The organism is Affinirhizobium lemnae (assembly GCF_022968395.1).
Taxonomy (GTDB): Bacteria; Pseudomonadota; Alphaproteobacteria; order Rhizobiales; family Rhizobiaceae; genus Neorhizobium; species Neorhizobium lemnae.
Genome location: NZ_JALJQZ010000006.1, coordinates 1 through 20,084, shown reverse-complemented (window position 1 = coordinate 20,084; position 20,084 = coordinate 1). Strand labels below are relative to the sequence as shown.

The window sequence follows — 20,084 nt, the reverse complement described above, 5'->3', positions numbered from 1 at the left end:
GATCAGCCTCGTCCCGAAGACCAGCGATGCCAATCTGCTTCGCTGCCGTAGAAGACGTTGAGGTCGATTTTCCCGTCTACGCCCTGGGAAAGGCCGGAACCTGAATATTGCCAGAACAGCCAGCGGCGATCCGGATAGACCTGCGAGGGGTGTTGTGCAACCGCCCGCAGCCAGAAGGGATGGTGCGGGAAGGCTCCGCGTAGATTGTCGGCATAGAAATCCGGTGCCGTGTAGATGATCGGCCGCTTGCCGTAGTGCTTTTCGAGAATGTCCATGAAGACCTGCATCTTCTCGCGGATCTTCTCTGGCGACAGTCTGCGCTTGCAGTCGGAAAGGTGATTGTATTCGACATCGATCACCGGCGGCAGCGCGTCGGGGTCCTTTGGCACGTTCCGAATGAACCAGGCTGCCTGTTCGCTTGCCACCCGGCACCAGTAGAAGAAGTGATAGGCACCTCGCTTGATGCCGGCTTCCTTGGTCTTGCGCCAGTTCGTTCTGAACATCGGATCGAGATGGTCGCCGCCGTCTGTCGCCTTGATGAAGGCAAAGTTCGCACCCTGCGTACGCAGGGTTGGCCAATCGATATCGGCCTGCCAGCGTGAGACATCGACTCCGTGGACGGGATGATGGCGTGGCGTGATCTTCCCGAAATTGATCGGTTTCGCATCGCGGAAGCGCTGATTATAGATCCGCGGGCCCTTGGCAGAGGTTGATGGCGAAGGGTCCTGCGGCATCATCATCGCGACCGGACGCGCTGACGGCATGGGCATGCCGACCTGACTTTGCTGAACATCCAGCGCCTGCGCGTGAGGTGCGGCAGATCCTGCCCAGGCAAGTTCGTGGGGTGCTGCCTCCGGTGCTGTTTGTGGCATTGGTTGCGAAGGCACGGCTGCCGCTCGGGAGGAGGGCGGCGCCGCGCTATTGCCAATCGAGGCCGGTGGCGTGACTGGGGTCAGCGCACTCGTCGTTTCCTTGGAAGGAGCGAGGTCAAGCGCATCCTCGGGTCCACTGGAACGGCAGCCCCCAAGAAGGATGCAGCCGATGAAAATGGCAGGTAAGACCGGAAAACGCATTACACCAACACTCTGCTTGCTTCATCACACCGGAATGTCCGAATGCGCCCGTTCAACGGGGATTAGCTAACAGAGGCTTACCAGAGAATGGTAAATGCTAACTTTACCATTCCGGTTCGGATTAGTTTTATCCAGAGCGCCAGTTCAACTTTCAATCACGGCCCAGCGAGGTGATGGAACAAGCGAGTTTGTTTGCCTGGAGAAGGGCAGCGCCGGTTGCAAGAAGCATCTGCGGTAGAATGAGCCACTCAAGGCTCCAGGCGGCACCGGAACGCTCCTGCTCATGCACGAGAGAATGATGCATTCCGGAGAGCTGAACGGCGTTGAATCGGGCCAGCGTGACCAGTATTTCTGCCGTTACCGGGTTCTGCTTGTGCGCCATGGCGGAGGATGCACCACCGCCGGACATGGCGATTTCGCCGCCGATTTCGGCCATCAAGGCAATGTCTTGCCCGAACTTGCCGAGGCTGCCTGTGATAAGCGACAGCAGGTTGGAAAGGTCAACTATAAGGTCACGTTGACTTTGCCATTGCGGCCAATCGACAAGACCAAGCTCTGCGGCCAAGGCGGCTCGAAGCGCCTGCCCCTGAGCAACGAACTTGTCGAGAGACCCGGCAGCTCCTCCGAACTGGACCGGAAATCCTGTCTTCGACATTTCAAGGGAGCGTTGCAGGCACCGTTCGAGCGGCGCCTGCCACGCCGAGACACGATCGCCGACGGTGATCGGGATCGCCGCCTGCATGCGGGTATATCCCATGAGTGAGCACGATCCATGCGCCTCGTTCAGCTTCGCGAGGTGCTCGATCACGGATTGCAGCCGACGGATAAGGATCGGAAAGATCGACTTCAGCCTCAGCATCAGACTTGTGTCGATGACATCCTGGCTTGTTGCTCCGTAGTGCAGGTGCCCGGCCACTTCGGAAGGCAGGGCAGTGCGTAGCTGTTTGACGAGATTTGCGACGACAACACCATCTGTCGCAACCCCCGCCTTCAACTGACCCATGTCAGGCCAGAAGTTCTTGCACGTCGCAACAATCGAATGAGCGGCGGTTTGCGGAACCATGTCAGCTTCAGCCTGCACGTGCGCAAGCGCAGCTTCGAATGTCAGCATCGCGCGAATGTCCGCCTCCGCCCCAAGGTGTTCAGAGATTTCATCGTCTCCAAACAGGCCGGAGAGAAAAGGATGGGCGAAGGCGGTCGCGTTCATAGGGCCTCAGATATCAAAGAATACGGTCTCATTCTCACCTTGCAGGTGAATGTCGAAGGTCACCGTATCGCCCTCGCGCTTGCCGATGAGCGTTGGCACGCGTACACGATGCTCGATTCGGTTCAGGATGGGATCCTGCGCGTTGGCCGCTTCTTCATCAGAAAAGTACATACGCGTGTGCAGGCCGATATTGATGCCGCGTGCAACGATCCACAGCGTTACATGAGGCGCCATCAGCGAACCATCATTGAAAGGCACGCGCCCCGGCTTGATGGTCTCGAATACGAATTCGCCTGTGGTCATGTCGGCGGGGCATCGTCCCCAACCGGCGAAATGGGGATCTGCGGTCCCGCGTGTTTCGGACGGACTGTTGTAGAAACCGTCGCTGTCTGCCTGCCAGATTTCGATCAGAGCGTCCCGCAATGGCGTGCCAGAACCGTCGATCACACGGCCACGGATCGTGATCCGCTCGCCACGGGTCTTGTCGTTGTGCAGAGGACCCGATCCGAGATCCGTTTCATAGACACCGTGAATGCCTGTGAAGTTGGGAGTGCAGCCGATGTGCACATACGGACCGGCTGTCTGGGAAGGAGATTCCTTCAAATAATTCAGCGGCTGTACCATATCAGTTGCCCTCCTTGCGGTTCTCGAAGAAGGTCGAGCGGCGACCGCGCAGAACGATATCGAACTTGTAGGCGCGCATGTCCATCGGGATCGTATTGTTCATATCGAGCGGTGCAACGAGACGCTTGATCGCTTCCTCATCCGGAATGGTTTTGACGATCGGACAAATCCAGATCAGCGGATCGCCCTCGAAATACATCTGTGTAATCAGCCGCTGGGCAAAGCCGTGACCGAACACCGAGAAATGAATGTGCGCTGGGCGCCAGTCATTCACGCCGTTTGGCCAAGGATAGGGACCCGGCTTGATGGTTTTGAACCAGTAATAGCCGTTTTCATCCGTCACGCACCGGCCGAAGCCGCCGAAGTTCGGATCGAGCGGCGCAAGATAGGTTTCCTTCTTGTGCCGATAACGGCCACCCGCATTGGCCTGCCAGAATTCGACGAGAGCACCTGCAACGCCGAGACCGCGTTCATCCAATACACGACCATGCACGAGAATACGCTGGCCAATCGCCATTTCGCCGGGCTTGGCGTAGTTGACGATCAGATCGTTGTCGAACTCGTTTATCATGTTGTGGCCGAAGACCGGGCCGGTGATTTCGCTCTTCGTACCTTCAAGGGATATCAGGGCGCGCTGGGGCGAGCGCAGCACCGAAGTCTTGTAACCGGGTGTCAATGCAGGCGGGTGCATGGCTCTGTCTCGAGCGAAGAACCCTCCCGTCTCGGGCAATGTGTTTTTCATTTCGTAACCTCCTCGGCGCCGGCTGACGCCTCCATCTCGGCATAGACCGATTTTGCTATCTTGATGGCATGATTTGCTGCCGGAACTCCGGCATAGATTGCGACATGGAGGAGTGCCTCGCGGATATCCTCTTTTGTCGCGCCTGTATTCGCCGTGGCACGAATATGCATAGCTACCTCATCGTCCTGACCGAGGGCAGCAAGAAGTGCGATCGTCACGATGGAGCGTTCGCGTTTTGAAAAGTGCGAGCCGGACCAGACCGTTCCCCAGGCCGCCTCTGTAATGAGGCGCTGGAATGGCTGATCAAACGGGGTTTCATTGGCATTGGCGCGGTCGACATGCGCATCACCCAGAACGGAACGGCGCGTTATCATACCTTGGCGATAACGGTCCGAGACATCTGTACGGTCGGTCATGATCGGCTCCAGTCAAAGGGCGGATAGAAAACGGCGGAGAATGCCGATGAAGAGTTCCGGCGTCTCGACACAGGGTATGTGCGCCGCTCCTTCGATGATCTCGAAACCGCAACCCGGAATGAGGTCGGCAAGCGAGCGCACCAGTTCCGGAGGGGTGGAACCGTCTTCCGCGCCGACGACGCAGTGCGCAGGGGCCGCGATACGTTTTGCGACATCGGTAAAATCTGCATCCCGAATGGCTGCGCAAGCGCCGGCATATCCTTCGACGGGCTGACGAAGGAGCATATTGCAGTAGCCTCGATAATCTGCGTTTTCATTTGTACGGTACGGACCTGTAAACCAGCGTGACATGATGGGTTCGAGTATGCTCCCAATCCCGCCGCTCTCCACCGCACCAATGCGCGCTGCCCAGAATTCCGGCGTGCCGATTTTATGTGCCGTGTCTGCGAAGAAGAGACCTCGAATGAGATCCGGGCGCTTGTCGTAAGTGCTGAGCGCAATCAACCCACCGATGGAAAGTCCGCAAAGCGTCACATCGCGCAGGTCGTAGTGCTCAATCAGCGCGATCAGATCGTCCGCAAACGTTTCGATCTGATAGGGCGGCGAAGCAAGATCCGAAAGGCCATGTCCGCGCTTATCGAATGTCAAAAGCGTGAATTCATCCGAAAGCGCTTCAACAACCTGGCTCCAGATGCGTCGATCCGTTCCGAGCGAGTTAATGAAGGCAATCGCGGGCTTGCTACTGTCAGCCCCGACGATGTCATGGCTGATTACAACATCGCCAATGCGCAAGAATTTCATGATGAGTTCCTCCACGCTCTTTATTGCATCGCTCAAATGGTTAGGTAAAATAAGATTTTGAGGCCATATTCTTAACTCAGGGGTTATTATTTGATCGGATCGCGCATCAAGTACCGCCACCTTCAGACATTCGTGGAGGTCGCACGGCAGCGGAGCGTCGTGAAGGCCGCAGACAGTCTGCACATTAGTCAGCCTGCTGTGACGAAAACGATAAGGGAACTTGAGGACGTCTTGAAGGTCGAACTCTTCGAGCGAGATGGGCGCGGCATCAGGATCACCAAACCGGGGGAAGTGTTCCTCCGGCATGCAACGGCCTCCCTGACGGCGTTACGCCAGGGCATTGATTCAGTCTCTCAGGAGCAGTTGGACAGCGTCCCACCTGTTCGCATCGGTGCCTTGCCAACCGTGTCGACCCGCATCATGCCGCGCGCTATGGAGCTTTTTCTGGCGGAAGGCACACGAAGCCGCATCAAGATCGTGACAGGAGAGAACGCTGTTCTCCTGGAGCAATTGAGAACCGGTGATCTGGATCTGGTCGTCGGCCGGTTGGCGCCGCCCGAAAAGATGACTGGCTTCTCGTTTGAGCACCTCTATTCCGAGCAAGTGCTCTTCATTGTCCGGGCGGAGCACCCGCTGTTGACAGAAAGAGGACCGATTTTCGCCAGTCTCGGCGATTACCCGGTGCTTATGCCGACGCGCGGTTCGATCATCCGACCGTTTGTGGAGCAGTTCCTGATTGCAAATGGTGCTGGGCCTCTCTCCAACCAGGTAGAGACTGTATCGGACTCGTTCGGCCGTGCTTTCGTCCGGTCGAGCGACGCCATCTGGATCATTTCCAGCGGCGTCGTTGCGGGCGATATTGAGGATGGCGTCCTGGCAGCACTTCCGCTCGATACGACGGAAACGCGCGGCCCCGTTGGCCTCACGCTTCGTACGGACGCGACACCAAGCCTGCCGATGTCCATCCTGATGCAGACCATTCGTCAGGCGGCTGCCGAGATTTCATGAGTGTCTGGTCGTTAGCCTTCCACCATGTTCGATCAGGAAGAGGACCAGACCGAGAATTCCAAGCAAGCCGCCGGTCGCGGCGGTGCCGCTCCATCCGCCCGCATGATAGGTGACGGTGCCGAGCGTTGAACCAATAGCGCCACCGATGAATGCGGATGTCATATAGATCGCGTTCAGGCGCCCTCGCTTTTCCGGTGCGATGGCGAAAATGATCCGCTGCGATACGATCTGGTTGCCCTGCACGGCGGCATCGATCAAAACAGCGCACATCGTCAGCAGGATGAGAGCACCGGCAGCGACCGCATATCCCGACAATGCGAAGAAGACGGCCAGCCCAAGCATGGCAGACATGGATAACGCCAGGCCCCAGCCGCGATCAGACAGACGTCCGACAATCGGTGCCGCGAGCGCACCACCGGCGCCCGCAAGTGCAAAAAGGCCAATCCCTTCCTGGCTGAGACCGAACCGCTCACTGAGAGCAAACGGGATGGCTGTCCAGAAGAGATTGAACGCACAGAAGATGATTGCCTGATACATCGACCGCCAGCGAAGAACCGGCGTTTCCCGGATCAGGCTCCCCATGGACCGCAGGATTGCGGGATAGCTCATGCTGGACTGGGGTTTTTGTTGCGGCATGACCTTGAGCAGGGTGACGCCGATGAATGCCATAAGGCACGCAGAAAGAAGGAAAATCGCTCGCCAGCCGAATGTCGCTGAAACAAAAAGCGCGATGGGGCGTGACAGCATGATCCCGGTCAGGACTGCTGCCATGACATTTCCCACCACACGACCACGCTTCTCGATCGGAACCCTGTGCGCGATGAAGGGGATGAGAACCTGCGCTCCCGTCGAGCAGACGCCAATCAGGAAAGAACAGACGAAAAACGGCACTACGGATGTTGAGACCGCCATGCCGAGCAGACCGAAGAGCGTGATGGCCAACAGCGTCAGCGTCAGCCGCTTGTTTTCGATCCGATCCGCCAGAGACACGAGGAAGAACAGCCCAATGCCATAACCGATCTGGGTCGTACTGACGAGCGCGCCGGCCAGGTCTCCCGTAATTCCGAGTTCAGGGGCGATCTCGTTGATCAGTGGTTGCGCGTAATAGATGTTGGCGACGAGGGAACCCGCCGCCAACCCCACAACAGAGATCAACGTCCGTGACGGTCCAGCGTCACTGTCGTGCCGGCGTTCGGTGCGTTGATCTGTCATTGCTTCAAGCCTTTGGGAGAGTCGCCATGTCGATGACGAAGCGGTAGCGGACATCGCTCTTGATCACACGCTCATAGGCTGTGTTGATATCCTTGATGTCGATCAGTTCGATTTCCGCAGTGATATTGTGCTTGCCGCAGAAATCCAGCATCTCCTGCGTTTCCTTGATCGATCCGATCATGGAACCGGCGAGGCTGCGCCGACCCGGGATCAGCGAGAATGCATGCACCGGCACCGGTTTTTCCGGCACGCCGACCAGAACCATCGTGCCATCGACCTTCAGAAGGTTGAGATAGGCGTTCCAGTCGATGTCCGTGCCAACGGTGCAGATGATCAGATCGAATGTTCCGGCCAGCGTCTTGAAGGTCTCTGCATCGGACGTTGCATAATAGGCCTTCGCGCCAAGCTTCAGTCCATCATCCTTTTTCGACAACGTCTGGCTAAGAACCGTCACATCGGCACCCATTGCCGCGCCAATCTTCACACCCATGTGGCCAAGGCCGCCCATGCCGACAATCGCGACCTTCTTGCCCGGACCCGCTTTCCAATGCGCGAGCGGTGAATAAAGCGTGATGCCGGCGCACAAAAGCGGCGCAGACTTGTCGAGCGGCAGGTTGTCGGGGATCGACAACACATAGCCTTCCTTCACGACGATATGGTCCGAATAGCCGCCGTAGGTGGGTGTCTGCCCATCAGCCTCTACGTCGTTATATGTCTGAACGAGACCCGGCAGATACTGCTCGTTATCGACGTCGCGCGTCTGGCAATGAATGCAAGAGTCGACAAAGCATCCGACGCCGACATGATCGCCCACCTTGAAGCGTGTTACCTTCGGCCCGACGGCGGTCACGACGCCTGCGATTTCATGACCCGGGACCATCGGAAAGCGGGAATTGCCCCATTCGTTACGGGCCTGGTGAATATCGGAGTGGCAGACACCACTGAACTTGATGTCGATCACGACATCATCCTCGCGCGGCTCACGGCGCTCGAAGGTAAAGAACTGAAGCGGCTTGGATGCATCCGTTGCCGCATAGCCTCGTGCTATAGCCATGTTTGAACCTTCCGGAATTAACCTGAAAATGAAACTGCCCCGATGAGGGCAGTAAAATCCATTTAACGCGCAAATTCGCATTCTGGTTTGTTCGATCAGCCGGAATTGTTGCACGATTCTCCAGACTGCTTCAGGCCGCGGTCAATATGGCAGCCCGACATAGTTTTCTGCCATGGCCGTGGACGCCGCCTTGGAGTGGATAAGGTAGTCGAGCTCTGACTCCTGGATCTTTTGCCCGAAGTCCCCGGTGTCCGGAAAGCGGTGCATCAGCGTCGTCATGGACCAGGAGAAGCGAACCGACTTCCAGACGCGGCCGAGCGCGCGTTCCGAATAAGCGTCAATACCGGCTTCGGATTTTTCTGCGAAATACTCCTGAAGGCCGTTGAAGAGATAGTAGACATCGCTCGCAGCAAGGTTCAGCCCCTTCGCACCGGTTGGCGGCACGATATGAGCAGAATCCCCCACCAGGAATAGTCGGCCGAATCGCATGGGCTCTGCAACAAATGACCGAAGGGGGGCGATGGATTTTTCGAACGAGGGACCGACGACCAAAGCCTCCGCGTGATGCGCAGGAAGGCGACGACGGAACTCGTCAAAGAAACGCTCGTCACTCCAGTTCTCTACCTTATCGTCAAGCTCGCACTGAATGTAATAGCGGCTACGGGTCTCGGAGCGCATGGAACTGAGCGCAAATCCTCGCGGATGATTGGCATAGATCAGTTCGTGACTGACAGGCGGAATGTCGGCGAGGATGCCAAGCCATCCGAATGGGTAGACCTTTTCGAAGGTCTTGATGGACTTCTCCGGAACTGACTTCCGGCTGACACCGTGAAAGCCGTCGCAGCCTGCAATGAAGTCGCAATCAATCCTGTGCGTCACCCCGTCCTTTTCGTAGGTGACATAAGGTTTTGCCCCATCAAAGTCGAAGATCTGCACATGGTTCGCTTCGTAGACAGTGGGGGCGCCAGCGACTTCGCGCGCATCCATCAGGTCGCGAGTCACTTCAGTCTGGCCGTAGACCATGACCCGTTTGCCAGTCAGGGCAAAGAGATCAATCCGATGATCGCGTCCGTCGAAGGCAAGCGAATATCCGTCGTGCGGCAGTCCCTCGGCAAACATCCGTGCCGCAACACCGGCCTGCTCCAGCAGCCCAACGGTTCCCCATTCCAGAACACCCGCCCGGACGCGGCCCAGAATATAGTCCCGGCTGACCCGATCGACGATGATGTTGTCAATGCCTGCTCTGGTCAGCAGCTGTCCCAACAACAGGCCCGATGGCCCCGATCCAATGATGGCAACTTTGGTACGCATGAAGTCCTCCGGATGCTCTTCCTCTCCGTGAAAATTGACAAAGCCGACGTGGCTTAACAATGGACAATTCTGCCGGTTTATTGAACAAATCGAACATAGAAGTAGGGAGGCGGGTGGATCATGTCAGTTCCAACTTACGGACTTTATGGCGAAGATCCAGCCGAGAGCCGACTTTTCTGGTTGCATTGCGAAACCATCGTGTCGCGGAGCAGCACGTACCGCTTCGAGATTGCGTTACACCGGCACGAGAGTTTCTTGCAGTTTCTTTACATCCGCTCCGGCGCGGGCGATGTTGTGCTGGAGGACGGTACCATCACGCTGCAACCCCCTTGCGTGGTCGTGATACCACCTGGCCCCGCACATGGTTTCCGCTTTTCCCGCGATATCGATGGCCTCGTGGTCACGATAGCCACCCGGCTTGTACGCGAGCCCTTGCGTAGCGTGATTGATGATGCACTCGGACGACTGCCAGATCCGCTCATGGTGCCACTTGATCAGGATACCGCCGACGCAAGCTACTTTCAGGCGACATTCGCCCGCATTGTAACCGAACATCAGCTGGATACGCCGCAGAATGACATTCTTCTCGAATTGCATGTTGCGGCGGTCGTGGTCATGCTGCTTCGCAGAGCCTTGCCGACACCTGGAACCCAGCCCGAAACACTGGCGGAATTGCGTGTTCGTCAGTTCAAGGATTTGATCGTTCGTCATTTGCGCGATCATTTGCCTGCCGAAGCCTACGCGCGGCAATTGGGTGTTTCGCCAACTCATCTTAACCGGATGGCTCGCCTCGTCACCGGCAAGACGGCTCATGAACTCATTATGGATCGCTTGATGGACGAAGCATGTCGTGAGCTCGTCTTTACCGGATACAGCATTCATCAGGTCGCAGAAAATCTGGGCTTTAGTGATGCCGCATATTTCTGTCGCGTATTTCGCAGCCGGATTGGTCTTACACCCAAGACGTATCGCGATCAGGAGATTGCGCGGATGAGGAACAAAGAGGTTTGAATGCCTGTTTATCGGACTGAACGATAAAGGAGGTTTCATGACCGAGCATTTGCAGGAACTGTCTGGCAACGGACGTCTATCTCTGGGTGGAGAAGAATCCAGCGTCGGCTACAAGCTTGTTGCCACACAACAGCCGGACCAGCAGATTGTTGTCGCCGTCAGCGTCATGGCTCCTCGGGACTGGCTTCTGAAACAAGGTTTTGAACGAGAGGCGACGCTCCACCGCGACGCTGGTGAAGACCTTGACGTCGCTCTCGACGGCCAGTTGGACGTCAGCCATCCCATCTCTGTGACGCTTCGCAGCCAAGATCAGACATTCTCTTCCCTCGAGGCTGCTCGAGCGGCCTTTCCTGAATTGGGCCGGATGAGAGATTGACGCAATGTGTCGTCAGGGTTCCGTGAAGCCTGACGGCATCAACTCGAGCGGATTCGAACGCGGGTCTGTTCGAAAGTAGAGAGCTCCCTTCGTTCGGGATTCAGCGGGCGCGAAATCGAACGTGACCTCGGCTGTCTCGGACGGTACGTTTTGCGGCGTTACCTTTCCAACCACTCGAACTGATGCTGCGGTGCTCGGCCCTGAATTCTGCAGTTCAATATCGACCCGGTAAAGCGCTCCGGCCTGCTCGATCTGTAGCATCCTGACGCTAAGGTCGGGTGGTCTCGAGTCAGCCAGAACCGCCTCCCGGCCTATCCACGACATCAACGCCAGAACGAGCACGGTCGATACGATACCGGTCAACCATTCGATCCAGTGCGGTTTCCCGGTTTCCGTATGCGTTTTCTGTTGCCTGTTGGATGTGGTCATGGTCGTTCTCACAGAACGAGGCGAGCGGAGGCAGCGCCCACGGCGCCGGGGAAATTCAGCACGATCATGGACATCATGGCCTGCGTCAGGGACGTATCGTCCAGTCGGCCGAATGTCCAAAGGACGTAGACACTGATGAGTGATGTGACGATGTAGCCCGGCAGTGTGAACCGGACGAGCGCGTGCCAGGCGGGTGCATTTCCTGCAAGCGTGTGTGTTCCGCGAAACTGTGCCGCGTAGACGAAAGCGTGCATGAGTACGATGGAGATGACAATCGTCGCCATGCTGTGCCAGTGCGTCATCTTGTAGGAGATCGCGATGATCTCCTCTGTCGGCGCTATGTTGAGATTGAGGAACAGAGCGCCTACAGCCATCATGAAGAGTTCACCCGAGTAACTGGTTGATGCCTCTTCGGCCGGCTCTTGCTCCTCATCGTCGTCCTGCTGTCCGCCCAACTGGCTGCGTCCAAGAAGCGCACCGATGCTTGCCGGAACAGCCTGGAGCGCGATTTTTCCGACCCATTCGCGCGGAGGCTGATCCTCCATCACGATACCGAGAAGGGCGAGAATTGCAGCACTGGTAAGGATGCCGAGCGCGTATGCAACGATGGCGTCTCGCGCCGCCTCGGACCAAGTGAATGTATGTTCGAACCCGATGCGCCGCGCCAACAGGACGAGAACCGGAAAATTGACGCCGAGGAGAAGGAGAAGCCGCTCTCGTGGCATGTAGAAGCCAAGGAACCAAAGCTCCATGGTCATCAGCATCGGAATACCGAAGATCAGTGCTCCGGCTGCGCCACGCAGCAGCCCGATGGCGAAGCGGATCGTTTCGGATTGATTGTCAGCCATCATGCGCAAAAGATACCGAGTCGTCTGCAACGCAACGATGCAAGTCCTTCAAAGGATCGACCTCCAGATTAGCTCAAGTCCTGACCTTGCGGAATTAGAGCGGCTGGATGCATCGGAAAGGGATCCTGATCATAATTCTTGCTCGGGATGCCTTGCAGTGCGGCCTGAGAAAAACCAGATCTGAACCATCAGCGGAGTTGTGCGTTTGCACGGCTCCAGACAACGCCGATTATGAGGAACGACCGTGGACGTCATTCGTATTCTTTTCGCCATTCTCCTGCCCCCGGTAGGCGTGTTTCTGCAGGTCGGTCTCGGCCTTCATTTCTGGCTGAACATACTGCTGACGCTGTGCGGCTATCTCCCGGGTATCATTCACGCGATCTGGGTGATCGTGAAAAAATAAAGTTGATGGGCGTATTTACGTCTTGAGCGCCCTTGGCCAATTTGCGCCTCATGCTTATGAGCATGAGGCGTTTTTGCGAGGGACGACATGGTGGCGTTTTTGGGAGTATCGGTGCAGGAACTTGCACTGCTTGTCATTGCACTCCTTCTCGCGGGATGTTTGACAGGAATACTGGCAGGATTGTTCGGTGTCGGCGGGGGCGCCATCATTGTGCCTGTGCTTTACGAACTCTTTCGTCTGCTCGGTGTGCCGGAAGAGTTGCGGATGCCACTGTGCGTCGGCACTTCGCTGGCCATCATCATCCCGACGTCCTTCCGCTCTTACCGAACACACCGAAGCAAGGGGGCCGTTGATCGGGACGTCTTGAAGGTTTGGGCGGTTCCGATCCTGTTTGGCGTCCTAGCAGGAAGTGTGATTGCCCGCTATGCGCCGCCGGAAGTCTTCAAGCTGGTCTTCATCGCTGTTGCAGGTTTTTCAGCTGTCAGGCTTCTGTTTGGTCGGGAGAGTTGGCGGCTCGGTGTAGAACTTCCGGGCAAGCCTGTCCTGCGGGCCTATGGTGTCGTGATCGGCTTGCTGTCGTCGCTCATGGGCATCGGTGGAGGGCAGTTATCGACGCTGATGCTGACCTTCTATTCGCGTCCAATCCATCAGGCCGTAGCTACCTCTTCCGGAGTCGGGCTGCTTGTCTCGATCCCGGGAGCGCTCGGCTACATCTACGCGGGTTGGGGGCGAGCGGCGGAGAATCCGGAGATTGCAGCGCTGCAATTCCCGCTCGCCATCGGTTACGTATCGCTTCTCGGCGCCATACTGTTTATCCCCACCAGCGTGTTGTGCGCTTCTTTTGGCGCCAATCTTGCGCACCGCCTGTCCCGCCGTCGACTTGAACTGGCTTTCGGTGTCTTTCTGCTGCTGATTTGCATCAGGTTCCTGCTTTCGCTTTGAAGGCATTCACCGGGTATTGAAGCTGAGTTGAGTTTCCCTCATGGCGGACTGCCCTATGTTGAAATCAGCAGAAGGGGTAATCCATTGCGATATGTCTTGATTTCAGCTCTCGTTGCCGCAGTCGGCCTCGCTGCACCTGGGTTCGCGCAGGAGCGACCAAGAGGGGAGAGAGCCGAACAGGCATCGCCTGACCCATCGGGTCTGCTTGACCTTCTACCATCCGATGTGACGACTGAAGCAGTCCTGAAGACGTCGCAAGGCGAGATGGCTTACCGAGCAACGGCTGGAACACTGGCGCTGCGCGGCTCCGACGGTAAAGTTACCGCAAGGATTTTCTATACGGCCTATCGGGCAAAGGATCCGGTACAGGACAGACCCTTAACCTTCGCCTTCAATGGTGGGCCGGGTGCCGCATCTGCCTATCTTCACTTGGGGCTCGTCGGACCGAAGATCCTCCCCTTCGAAGGAGCCAATCGGGATGGAACCCGGCCCGAGCTTCGGGATAATCCAGAGAGCTGGCTTGCTTTCACCGATCTGGTTCTGATTGATCCGGTGGGGACCGGCTGGAGCCGCGCCGTCAACGATGATGCGGCGGCGCGCTTCTATGGTGTGCGTCAGGATGCCGAGAGCCTTGCAAAGGCCATCGCGCTTTACGTGCAGAACAATGGCGTATTAGCGGCTCCGAAATATCTGCTGGGTGAAAGCTATGGCGGCTTTCGCGCAGCCAAGGTGGCGCTCGCGCTGAAGAACAATCAGAACATGGTGCCAGCCGGGATCCTTATGGTCTCGCCATTGATGGAAGGCCGATTCGTCTTCGGACCCGAGAAGGATCCGCTGGCGGCAGCGCTTCAGTTCCCCTCACTCGTGGCGGCGCAGATGGAACGAAAGGGCACATTCACCACGGATGGTGTGATGCTGGCCGAACGTTTCGCCAATCGCGACTATGTCAGCGCATTGATTGATCCGCCGGAGCAGGGCGCGGATGCTGACGCGATCTACGACCGCATTGCGACGATGACAGGCCTTGCACGGCAAGATGTCGTTCGCACACGCGGTTTCGTTGGGGAGATCTATGCCAAGCAGGCGGCGGGCGAAGGGCAGATTTTAAGCCCGTATGACGCGAGCGTTCCTGTGCCGGATGCCTATCCTGAAGCCAGCTACGACCGCAACGATGATCCGATTTTGGAGGGCTATACACGCGCCTACGGGTCGGCCTTCGCGGCCTATGCAAGAGACGTCCTCGGCTTCAAGACCGAGATGACCTATTCCCTGCTCAACGAAGAGGTTAATCGTCGCTGGGAGTGGAATGGCGGTCGTGGCGGAGATGCCCGTGTCTCGGCAAGTATCGCCAATGATCTCAGGGACCTGTTGTCCGTCATCCCATCATTTCGTGTCATGGTGGTCCACGGCTACAGCGATATTCTAACGCCTTATGGTGCAAGCCGCTTCGTGCTCAATCATTTGCCGGAAGCAATCGCCAAGGATCGAACCGAACTCAGGCTCTATCGTGGTGGACATATGTTCTACACGAATGATGCGGAGCGAAGGAAAATGTTCGGGGATGCCGCGCAATTCTACGGTCGACAATCGGGGCGATAGCCGCCCCGATCGCGCCTTCCCCGATCAAACCCGTTCGATGATCGTGGAAATCCCCTGACCGACGCCGATGCACATCGTTGAAAGCGCATAGCGCCCGCCGGTTTCATGCAGTTCGATGGCGGCAGTCCCTACGATGCGGGCTCCGGACATGCCAAGCGGATGTCCGAGTGCAATTGCACCACCATTGCGGTTGACGCGTGCATCGTCGTCCGCGATGCCCAGATCACGAAGGGTCGCCAGACCTTGGCTGGCGAAGGCCTCGTTGAGTTCGATGACGTCCATCTGCTGTTGCGTTAAACCAAGGCGCGCGAGGAGCTTTGCGGAGGCCGGTGCCGGGCCGAAGCCCATGATACGCGGAGGAACGCCAGCGGTGCCACCGCCGACAATTCGAGCGATCGGGCGAAGACCAAATTTCTTGATCGCCGCTTCAGACGCGATGATCAGCGCCGCCGCACCATCGTTCACACCAGAAGCATTGCCTGCCGTGACAGTGCCGCCTTCCTTCTTGAATGGCGTCGGCAGTTTCGCCAGCGTTTCAATTGTAGTTGCGCGGGGATGTTCGTCCTTTGCAACGGTCACCGGATCGCCCTTGCGCTGCGGAATGGTAACCGGCGTGATTTCCTTCGCCAGACGCCCATTGCCTTGTGCCTCTGCGGCCTTGTTCTGGCTGCGCACGGCAAACGCATCCTGATCTTCGCGGCTGATATTGAAGTCTGCGGCAACATTCTCACCCGTTTCCGGCATGGAATCGACGCCATACTGCTTCTTCATCAACGGGTTCACGAAGCGCCAGCCAATGGTCGTATCGTAGATTTCCGCGTTGCGGGAAAAGGCGGTTTCCGCCTTGGGCATGACGAAGGGCGCGCGGCTCATGCTCTCGACGCCGCCGGCTATCATCAATTCGGCCTCGCCGGATTTGATGGCTCGGGCAGCTGTGATCACTGCATCCATGCCTGAACCACAGAGGCGGTTGATCGTTGTACCCGTGACGCCCACCGGAAGACCGGCAAGGAGAAGCGACATGCGGGCGACGTTGCGATTGTCTTCACCCGCCTGATTGGCGCAGCCGAAAATGACATCGTCGACCGCTTCCCAATCGACGGAGGGGTTGCGTTCCATCAGGGCTTTCAGCGGTACGGCGCCGAGATCATCCGCACGAACCGAGGAAAGGGAGCCGCCGAAGCGGCCGATCGGCGTGCGAATGTAATCGCAGATAAAGGCGTCGGTCATTGGCATGCTCCTTACACTTGCGGAACGATGAGGTCGGCCACAGGACCATCCGTGTGGAGCGGTGCTCCTGTCATGGCCTGAAGCTCATCCATCGTCATGTCGGCAAGCTTTTCGCGAACGACAAAGTGACCATCTTTCACGTCGATCACCGCATGGCTGGTGTAAATCCGCGTGATGCAGCCGACACCGGTAAGCGGAAATGTGCACTTGTCGACCAGCTTTGGCTTGCCGTCTTTCGTGACATGTTCGGTAATGACGAAAACCTGCTTGGCACCGTGCACGAGATCCATGGCCCCGCCTACGGCCGGAACGCCCTTGGACCCGACACGCCAGTTTGCGAGATCACCATTCTGGGCGACCTGATAGGCGCCGAGGATGGCGACATCCAGGTGACCGCCGCGGACCATGGCGAAACTGTCCGCGTGGTGGAAAAAGGCTGCACCCGGCTTCAGCGTTACTGCTTTCTTGCCAGCGTTGATGAGATCCCAGTCTTCCTCACCGGCAGCAGGGGCTTCGCCAAAATTGAGGATTCCGTTCTCGGTGTGAAAGATCGCTTCGCGTCCGGGCGGTTGGAAACGGGCAACCATTTCTGGAAAGCCGATGCCGAGATTTACATAGGCGCCATTTTCGATGTCCTGTGCGGCGCGCCATGCAATCTGCGCGTTGGAAAGCTTGATGTCTTCGCGTGTGTCGAGGGTCATGCGTATGCAACTCCTGCGCGGATCAGAACTTCTTCCTGTTGCGGGTCGGCGATTTCCACGACGCCGTTTACGAAGATACCCGGTGTGACGACATGTTCCGGATTGATGGCGCCTGCTTCGACAATTTTGGACACCTGGGCGATTGTCGTCCTGGCTGCCATGCACATCAGGGGGTTAAAGTTTCGTCCTGCCTTGTTGTAGGTCAGGTTGCCGTGAACATCGCCGAGTTCGGCCTTCACGATTGCAAAATCGGCCTTCAGCCAGCGTTCCTGCACATAGTGACGCCCCTCGAATTCCGCGATCACCTTGCCGTCCGCCAGCTCGGTGCCGTAACCCGTGGGGGTGTAGAAAGCCGGGATGCCTGCGCCACCAGCGCGGATCCGCTCTGCAAGCGTCCCCTGCGGCACCAGTTCGAGCTCGATCTCGCCCGCGAGATAGCGATCTGTGAAGGCGCGTGGATCCGAGGAGCGCGGGAACGAGCAGATCATCTTCTTGACCATGCCTGCATCAATCATCGCGGCGATGCCGATCCGTCCATTGCCAGCATTGTTGTTAATGACGGTCAGGTTCTTCGGACCGTGGTCAATCAGCGCGTGAATGAGCTCGATCGGCGCGCCAGAACCGCCAAAACCGCCGATCATGACGGTTGCGCCATCCGTTATCTTGGAGACGGCTTCCGCCGCGCTCCGAATTGTCTTGTCCATGATGAGAGACTCCCGATGCTCCTCTTCGCGGCGCAGTAAGCGCCTGTCACCGGCAACCGTCAACAAATTTGTGCGTTATTTGACATTTGTTCGATTATCGCACATTCTACAGTTATGCGGAGCAGAGGAGTGTGGCTATGGCTGATACGGATCTGATGGCTGGCTTTGCCAAGGGCCTGCGCGTGATCGAAGCGTTTGGCGAACACACGCCCAAGCTTTCCATAGCTGACGTCTCGAAGATCACGGCCCTCGATCGCGCAACCGCACGCCGCTGCCTGCTCACATTGTCGGATCTTGGCTATGCCGATTATGACGGCAAGTTCTTTAGTCTGACGCCGCGAATTCTGCGGCTCGGCCACGCCTATCTGTCTGCAACGCCCATGCCCAACATCGTGCAGCCGTTTCTTGACAGGCTTTCAGAGGAGGTTGGTCAAAGCGCATCCGTCAGCGTTCTGGACGGCTGGGAGGTGGTCTATATCGCCCGAGCCTCCCAGAGAAGGGTCATGTCCATCAACCTGACGGCGGGCAGCAGGCTCCCGGCCTATTGCGCGTCCATGGGTCGTGTTCTGCTGGCGTCGATGCCGCCGGATCAGGCCAGAACTCTGCTGGAGCAATGTCCCAAGACGAAAAACACGCCGCACACGATGACGGAAACCGACGATATCATGGCGGAGCTTCAGAGAGTACGGGGTCAGGGATATGCGGTGATCAACCAGGAACTGGAACTGGGCCTGTGCTCTCTCGCGGTGCCGCTTCACGATGCGAAGGGCAGGGTGGTCGCGGCCGTCAACATCGGCGCGCCGGCAGCGCAAATCGCGGCGGATGAGATGGCGGACCGCTTCCTTCGCCCGCTGCAAAGGATCGCCGCAGAACTACGTCCGATGCTGCGATAAAGCTTTGAATTCGTATTGCAGGCGGCTAATGAATCGGTAGACCTCAAAACGTCAGCTGCGGAGCATTCATGTCCAGATATCCTACCGTCGTCGAAACAGCCAAGGCCCTGGATGGTGGGATCGTATCGTCGAGCACACTGACCCAGGACACGCTGGCGCGGATCAATGATCCGGCAGGCGAAGGAGTTCGAGTTTACATCCGCCGCAACGATCAGCGAGCCGTGAAGCTGGCCGAAGCCTCGGATATACTAAGATCGGCAGGGATCAAGCGATCACCACTTGAGGGTGTCCCGATATCGGTCAAGGATCTGTTCGATATCGCTGGTGAGACGACGCTTGCGGGTAGCATCGCGCTTAAAGACGCCCCCGCAGCGCTTGAGAATGCGCCAGTTGTGCAGCGCCTTGTCGCCGCCGGTGCGGTGATCACCGGTACGACCAACATGAGCGAATTTGCCTTTTCAGGCATAGGCATCAATCCGCATTACGGGACGCCGCGCAATCCTTACGACCGGACCACGGGGCGGGTACCGGGTGGCTCCTCGTCGGGTGCAGCGATTTCCGTGACGGACGGAATGGCCGTCGCGGCAATCGGAACGGATACGGGTGGCTCTATCCGGATTCCATCCGCGCTGTGCGGACTGACCGGTTTCAAGCCCACCGCGCGTCGGGTTTCTGCGCATGGTGTGGTGCCGCTTTCGACCTCCCTTGATTCGATCGGACCTCTGGCGGCTAGTGTCACCTGCTGTGCCATCATCGACAGTATCATTTCCGGGGACGGCCTGGATGTTCCGATGGAAGCCCCGATCAAGGGTTTACGGCTTGCTGTTCCGCAGACGATCGTCCTGTCGGACATGGACGAAACGGTCTCGCGAGCCTTCTCCCGAACGCTGGATCGACTGTCCAATGCAGGTGCGATCATCAGCGAAATCGGCCTGGAGGAGTTTTCCGAAGTCGCTGAAATCTACGCGCGCGGCAACATGGTTGCTGCCGAGGCTTTCGCCTGGCACCGTGAGCTTCTTGCCAGAGCAGGTGACAACTATGACCCACGGGTAAAATTGCGTATCACGCGCGGAGGGGAACTGAGCGCCGCCGATTACATCCGCACTCTCGAGACACGGGCTGCATTGAAGCGCCGCGTCTTGCAGACGTTTCACTGTTTCGATGCAATGATCATGCCGACGGTGCCGGTCATTGCCTCCGCAATCCAGCCGCTCATTGATAACGATGCGAAGTTCTTCGCGGCCAATGGACTCATCCTTCGCAACCCGACGATGATCAATTTCCTCGATGGATGTGCACTCTCCGTTCCGATGCATCTGGGCGATGAAGCTCCTTCCGGTCTGATGATTGCGGGAACGGAGATGCGTGACCGCCAGATTCTCTCGGTCGGTCTCGCCATCGAACGCGTGTTGCAGCAGGCCTCTAGAGTCTGTCAGTTTTAAATTGAACCATAACCTGCATGTCTGAAGTAGTTGGAGCACTCCTGGGGGCTGAACGCCT

Annotated in this window: 22 protein-coding genes; 8 read left to right on the top strand and 14 right to left on the bottom strand. The window is 57.6% G+C overall.

Going from position 1 to position 20,084, the window contains the following annotated elements; translation table 11 throughout:
• Positions 1–2: 2 nt before the first annotated feature.
• From MUU53_RS05385 to pcaD, 6 genes are all read right to left on the bottom strand, one after another.
• Positions 3–1,073, bottom strand: coding sequence for a glycoside hydrolase family 25 protein (locus MUU53_RS05385; RefSeq protein ID WP_247259974.1), 1,071 nt, complete (start codon positions 1,071–1,073; stop codon positions 3–5).
• A 151-nt stretch (positions 1,074–1,224) separates the two neighbouring features.
• Positions 1,225–2,280, bottom strand: a complete 1,056-nt coding sequence (locus tag MUU53_RS05380) for a 3-carboxy-cis,cis-muconate cycloisomerase (protein WP_247259973.1) — start codon at positions 2,278–2,280, stop codon at positions 1,225–1,227.
• Between the two features lie 6 nt (positions 2,281–2,286).
• On the bottom strand, positions 2,287–2,904 hold the full coding sequence (pcaG, locus tag MUU53_RS05375; RefSeq protein WP_247259972.1) for a protocatechuate 3,4-dioxygenase subunit alpha: 618 nt from the start codon (positions 2,902–2,904) through the stop codon (positions 2,287–2,289).
• Position 2,905: 1 nt separating this feature from the next.
• Positions 2,906–3,646, bottom strand: a complete 741-nt coding sequence (pcaH, locus tag MUU53_RS05370) for a protocatechuate 3,4-dioxygenase subunit beta (RefSeq protein ID WP_062557150.1) — start codon at positions 3,644–3,646, stop codon at positions 2,906–2,908.
• Positions 3,643–4,062: a 4-carboxymuconolactone decarboxylase gene (gene pcaC, locus MUU53_RS05365; RefSeq protein WP_137134727.1), complete on the bottom strand. Its 420-nt coding sequence runs from the start codon at positions 4,060–4,062 to the stop codon at positions 3,643–3,645. Before pcaC ends, pcaH begins: the two co-directional genes overlap by 4 nt.
• A 12-nt stretch (positions 4,063–4,074) precedes the next feature.
• The gene (gene pcaD, locus MUU53_RS05360) at positions 4,075–4,863 is read right to left on the bottom strand and encodes a 3-oxoadipate enol-lactonase (RefSeq protein WP_247259971.1); all 789 of its coding nucleotides are present in this window, start codon (positions 4,861–4,863) and stop codon (positions 4,075–4,077) included.
• 90 nt (positions 4,864–4,953) lie between these two features.
• Here pcaD and pcaQ point away from each other — a divergent pair, with 90 nt between their 5' ends.
• Positions 4,954–5,871 (top strand): pca operon transcription factor PcaQ, encoded by a 918-nt coding sequence (pcaQ, locus tag MUU53_RS05355; protein ID WP_062557153.1) that lies wholly within the window; start codon positions 4,954–4,956, stop codon positions 5,869–5,871.
• On the opposite strand, the gene MUU53_RS05350 is transcribed toward pcaQ, so the two are convergent.
• From MUU53_RS05350 to pobA, 3 genes are all read right to left on the bottom strand, one after another.
• Complete coding sequence (locus tag MUU53_RS05350; protein WP_247259970.1) at positions 5,866–7,083, bottom strand: MFS transporter; 1,218 nt, start codon at positions 7,081–7,083, stop codon at positions 5,866–5,868. The genes pcaQ and MUU53_RS05350 overlap by 6 nt on opposite strands.
• A gap of 4 nt (positions 7,084–7,087) precedes the next feature.
• On the bottom strand, positions 7,088–8,137 hold the full coding sequence (locus tag MUU53_RS05345) for an NAD(P)-dependent alcohol dehydrogenase (protein ID WP_247259969.1): 1,050 nt from the start codon (positions 8,135–8,137) through the stop codon (positions 7,088–7,090).
• 141 nt (positions 8,138–8,278) lie between these two features.
• Entirely contained in the window at positions 8,279–9,448 is a 1,170-nt protein-coding gene (gene pobA / locus MUU53_RS05340; RefSeq protein WP_247259968.1) for a 4-hydroxybenzoate 3-monooxygenase, read from the bottom strand.
• Between the two features lie 120 nt (positions 9,449–9,568).
• Here pobA and MUU53_RS05335 point away from each other — a divergent pair, with 120 nt between their 5' ends.
• Together MUU53_RS05335 and MUU53_RS05330 are read left to right on the top strand one after the other, a co-directional pair.
• On the top strand, positions 9,569–10,459 hold the full coding sequence (locus MUU53_RS05335) for a helix-turn-helix domain-containing protein (protein ID WP_247259967.1): 891 nt from the start codon (positions 9,569–9,571) through the stop codon (positions 10,457–10,459).
• 37 nt (positions 10,460–10,496) lie between these two features.
• On the top strand, positions 10,497–10,835 hold the full coding sequence (locus MUU53_RS05330; RefSeq protein ID WP_247259966.1) for a hypothetical protein: 339 nt from the start codon (positions 10,497–10,499) through the stop codon (positions 10,833–10,835).
• 12 nt (positions 10,836–10,847) lie between these two features.
• Here MUU53_RS05330 and MUU53_RS05325 read toward each other — a convergent pair whose 3' ends face one another.
• Both MUU53_RS05325 and MUU53_RS05320 read right to left on the bottom strand, forming a co-directional pair.
• The gene (locus MUU53_RS05325) at positions 10,848–11,264 is read right to left on the bottom strand and encodes a hypothetical protein (protein ID WP_062557158.1); all 417 of its coding nucleotides are present in this window, start codon (positions 11,262–11,264) and stop codon (positions 10,848–10,850) included.
• Between the two features lie 8 nt (positions 11,265–11,272).
• Entirely contained in the window at positions 11,273–12,115 is an 843-nt protein-coding gene (locus MUU53_RS05320; RefSeq protein ID WP_377307317.1) for a TIGR02587 family membrane protein, read from the bottom strand.
• Between the two features lie 241 nt (positions 12,116–12,356).
• Between MUU53_RS05320 and MUU53_RS05315 the strand changes: the two genes are divergently transcribed.
• The 3 genes from MUU53_RS05315 to MUU53_RS05305 all read left to right on the top strand — a co-directional run bounded on the left by MUU53_RS05315 (position 12,357) and on the right by MUU53_RS05305 (position 15,056).
• The gene (locus MUU53_RS05315; RefSeq protein ID WP_082547372.1) at positions 12,357–12,515 is read left to right on the top strand and encodes a YqaE/Pmp3 family membrane protein; all 159 of its coding nucleotides are present in this window, start codon (positions 12,357–12,359) and stop codon (positions 12,513–12,515) included.
• A gap of 87 nt (positions 12,516–12,602) precedes the next feature.
• Positions 12,603–13,457 carry a sulfite exporter TauE/SafE family protein gene (locus MUU53_RS05310; protein WP_165131744.1) on the top strand — a complete coding sequence of 285 codons (855 nt, stop codon included), beginning with the start codon at positions 12,603–12,605 and terminating at the stop codon, positions 13,455–13,457.
• A 96-nt stretch (positions 13,458–13,553) separates the two neighbouring features.
• Positions 13,554–15,056 carry a S10 family peptidase gene (locus tag MUU53_RS05305; protein ID WP_247259965.1) on the top strand — a complete coding sequence of 501 codons (1,503 nt, stop codon included), beginning with the start codon at positions 13,554–13,556 and terminating at the stop codon, positions 15,054–15,056.
• A gap of 24 nt (positions 15,057–15,080) precedes the next feature.
• On the opposite strand, the gene pcaF is transcribed toward MUU53_RS05305, so the two are convergent.
• Genes pcaF through MUU53_RS05290 form a run of 3 tightly spaced genes read right to left on the bottom strand, consistent with a single transcriptional unit; the run spans position 15,081 to position 17,691 of the window.
• Positions 15,081–16,286: a 3-oxoadipyl-CoA thiolase gene (gene pcaF / locus MUU53_RS05300; protein WP_247259964.1), complete on the bottom strand. Its 1,206-nt coding sequence runs from the start codon at positions 16,284–16,286 to the stop codon at positions 15,081–15,083.
• An 11-nt stretch (positions 16,287–16,297) separates the two neighbouring features.
• Positions 16,298–16,987: a 3-oxoacid CoA-transferase subunit B gene (locus MUU53_RS05295; protein ID WP_247259963.1), complete on the bottom strand. Its 690-nt coding sequence runs from the start codon at positions 16,985–16,987 to the stop codon at positions 16,298–16,300.
• Positions 16,984–17,691: a 3-oxoacid CoA-transferase subunit A gene (locus MUU53_RS05290; protein WP_247259962.1), complete on the bottom strand. Its 708-nt coding sequence runs from the start codon at positions 17,689–17,691 to the stop codon at positions 16,984–16,986. The genes MUU53_RS05295 and MUU53_RS05290 overlap by 4 nt, the downstream gene beginning before the upstream one ends.
• Positions 17,692–17,828: 137 nt before the next feature.
• Between MUU53_RS05290 and MUU53_RS05285 the strand changes: the two genes are divergently transcribed.
• Together MUU53_RS05285 and MUU53_RS05280 are read left to right on the top strand one after the other, a co-directional pair.
• The gene (locus MUU53_RS05285) at positions 17,829–18,584 is read left to right on the top strand and encodes an IclR family transcriptional regulator (RefSeq protein ID WP_247259961.1); all 756 of its coding nucleotides are present in this window, start codon (positions 17,829–17,831) and stop codon (positions 18,582–18,584) included.
• Positions 18,585–18,652: 68 nt separating this feature from the next.
• Positions 18,653–20,026 (top strand): amidase, encoded by a 1,374-nt coding sequence (locus MUU53_RS05280; RefSeq protein WP_247259960.1) that lies wholly within the window; start codon positions 18,653–18,655, stop codon positions 20,024–20,026.
• The last annotated feature ends 58 nt before the right edge of the window (positions 20,027–20,084 follow it).

Bases quoted from the DNA above. Each gene is read 5' to 3' on its own strand.
- MUU53_RS05385 (WP_247259974.1), bottom strand. From the start codon at position 1,073: ATGCGTTTTCCGGTCTTACCTGCCATTTTCATCGGCTGCATCCTTCTT.
- MUU53_RS05380 (WP_247259973.1), bottom strand. From the start codon at position 2,280: ATGAACGCGACCGCCTTCGCCCATCCTTTTCTCTCCGGCCTGTTTGGA.
- pcaG (WP_247259972.1), bottom strand. From the start codon at position 2,904: ATGGTACAGCCGCTGAATTATTTGAAGGAATCTCCTTCCCAGACAGCC.
- pcaH (WP_062557150.1), bottom strand. From the start codon at position 3,646: ATGAAAAACACATTGCCCGAGACGGGAGGGTTCTTCGCTCGAGACAGA.
- pcaC (WP_137134727.1), bottom strand. From the start codon at position 4,062: ATGACCGACCGTACAGATGTCTCGGACCGTTATCGCCAAGGTATGATA.
- pcaD (WP_247259971.1), bottom strand. From the start codon at position 4,863: ATGAAATTCTTGCGCATTGGCGATGTTGTAATCAGCCATGACATCGTC.
- MUU53_RS05350 (WP_247259970.1), bottom strand. From the start codon at position 7,083: ATGACAGATCAACGCACCGAACGCCGGCACGACAGTGACGCTGGACCG.
- MUU53_RS05345 (WP_247259969.1), bottom strand. From the start codon at position 8,137: ATGGCTATAGCACGAGGCTATGCGGCAACGGATGCATCCAAGCCGCTT.
- pobA (WP_247259968.1), bottom strand. From the start codon at position 9,448: ATGCGTACCAAAGTTGCCATCATTGGATCGGGGCCATCGGGCCTGTTG.
- MUU53_RS05335 (WP_247259967.1), top strand. From the start codon at position 9,569: ATGTCAGTTCCAACTTACGGACTTTATGGCGAAGATCCAGCCGAGAGC.
- MUU53_RS05330 (WP_247259966.1), top strand. From the start codon at position 10,497: ATGACCGAGCATTTGCAGGAACTGTCTGGCAACGGACGTCTATCTCTG.
- MUU53_RS05325 (WP_062557158.1), bottom strand. From the start codon at position 11,264: ATGACCACATCCAACAGGCAACAGAAAACGCATACGGAAACCGGGAAA.
- MUU53_RS05320 (WP_377307317.1), bottom strand. From the start codon at position 12,115: ATGATGGCTGACAATCAATCCGAAACGATCCGCTTCGCCATCGGGCTG.
- MUU53_RS05310 (WP_165131744.1), top strand. From the start codon at position 12,603: ATGGTGGCGTTTTTGGGAGTATCGGTGCAGGAACTTGCACTGCTTGTC.
- pcaF (WP_247259964.1), bottom strand. From the start codon at position 16,286: ATGACCGACGCCTTTATCTGCGATTACATTCGCACGCCGATCGGCCGC.
- MUU53_RS05295 (WP_247259963.1), bottom strand. From the start codon at position 16,987: ATGACCCTCGACACACGCGAAGACATCAAGCTTTCCAACGCGCAGATT.
- MUU53_RS05290 (WP_247259962.1), bottom strand. From the start codon at position 17,691: ATGGACAAGACAATTCGGAGCGCGGCGGAAGCCGTCTCCAAGATAACG.
- MUU53_RS05285 (WP_247259961.1), top strand. From the start codon at position 17,829: ATGGCTGATACGGATCTGATGGCTGGCTTTGCCAAGGGCCTGCGCGTG.
- MUU53_RS05280 (WP_247259960.1), top strand. From the start codon at position 18,653: ATGTCCAGATATCCTACCGTCGTCGAAACAGCCAAGGCCCTGGATGGT.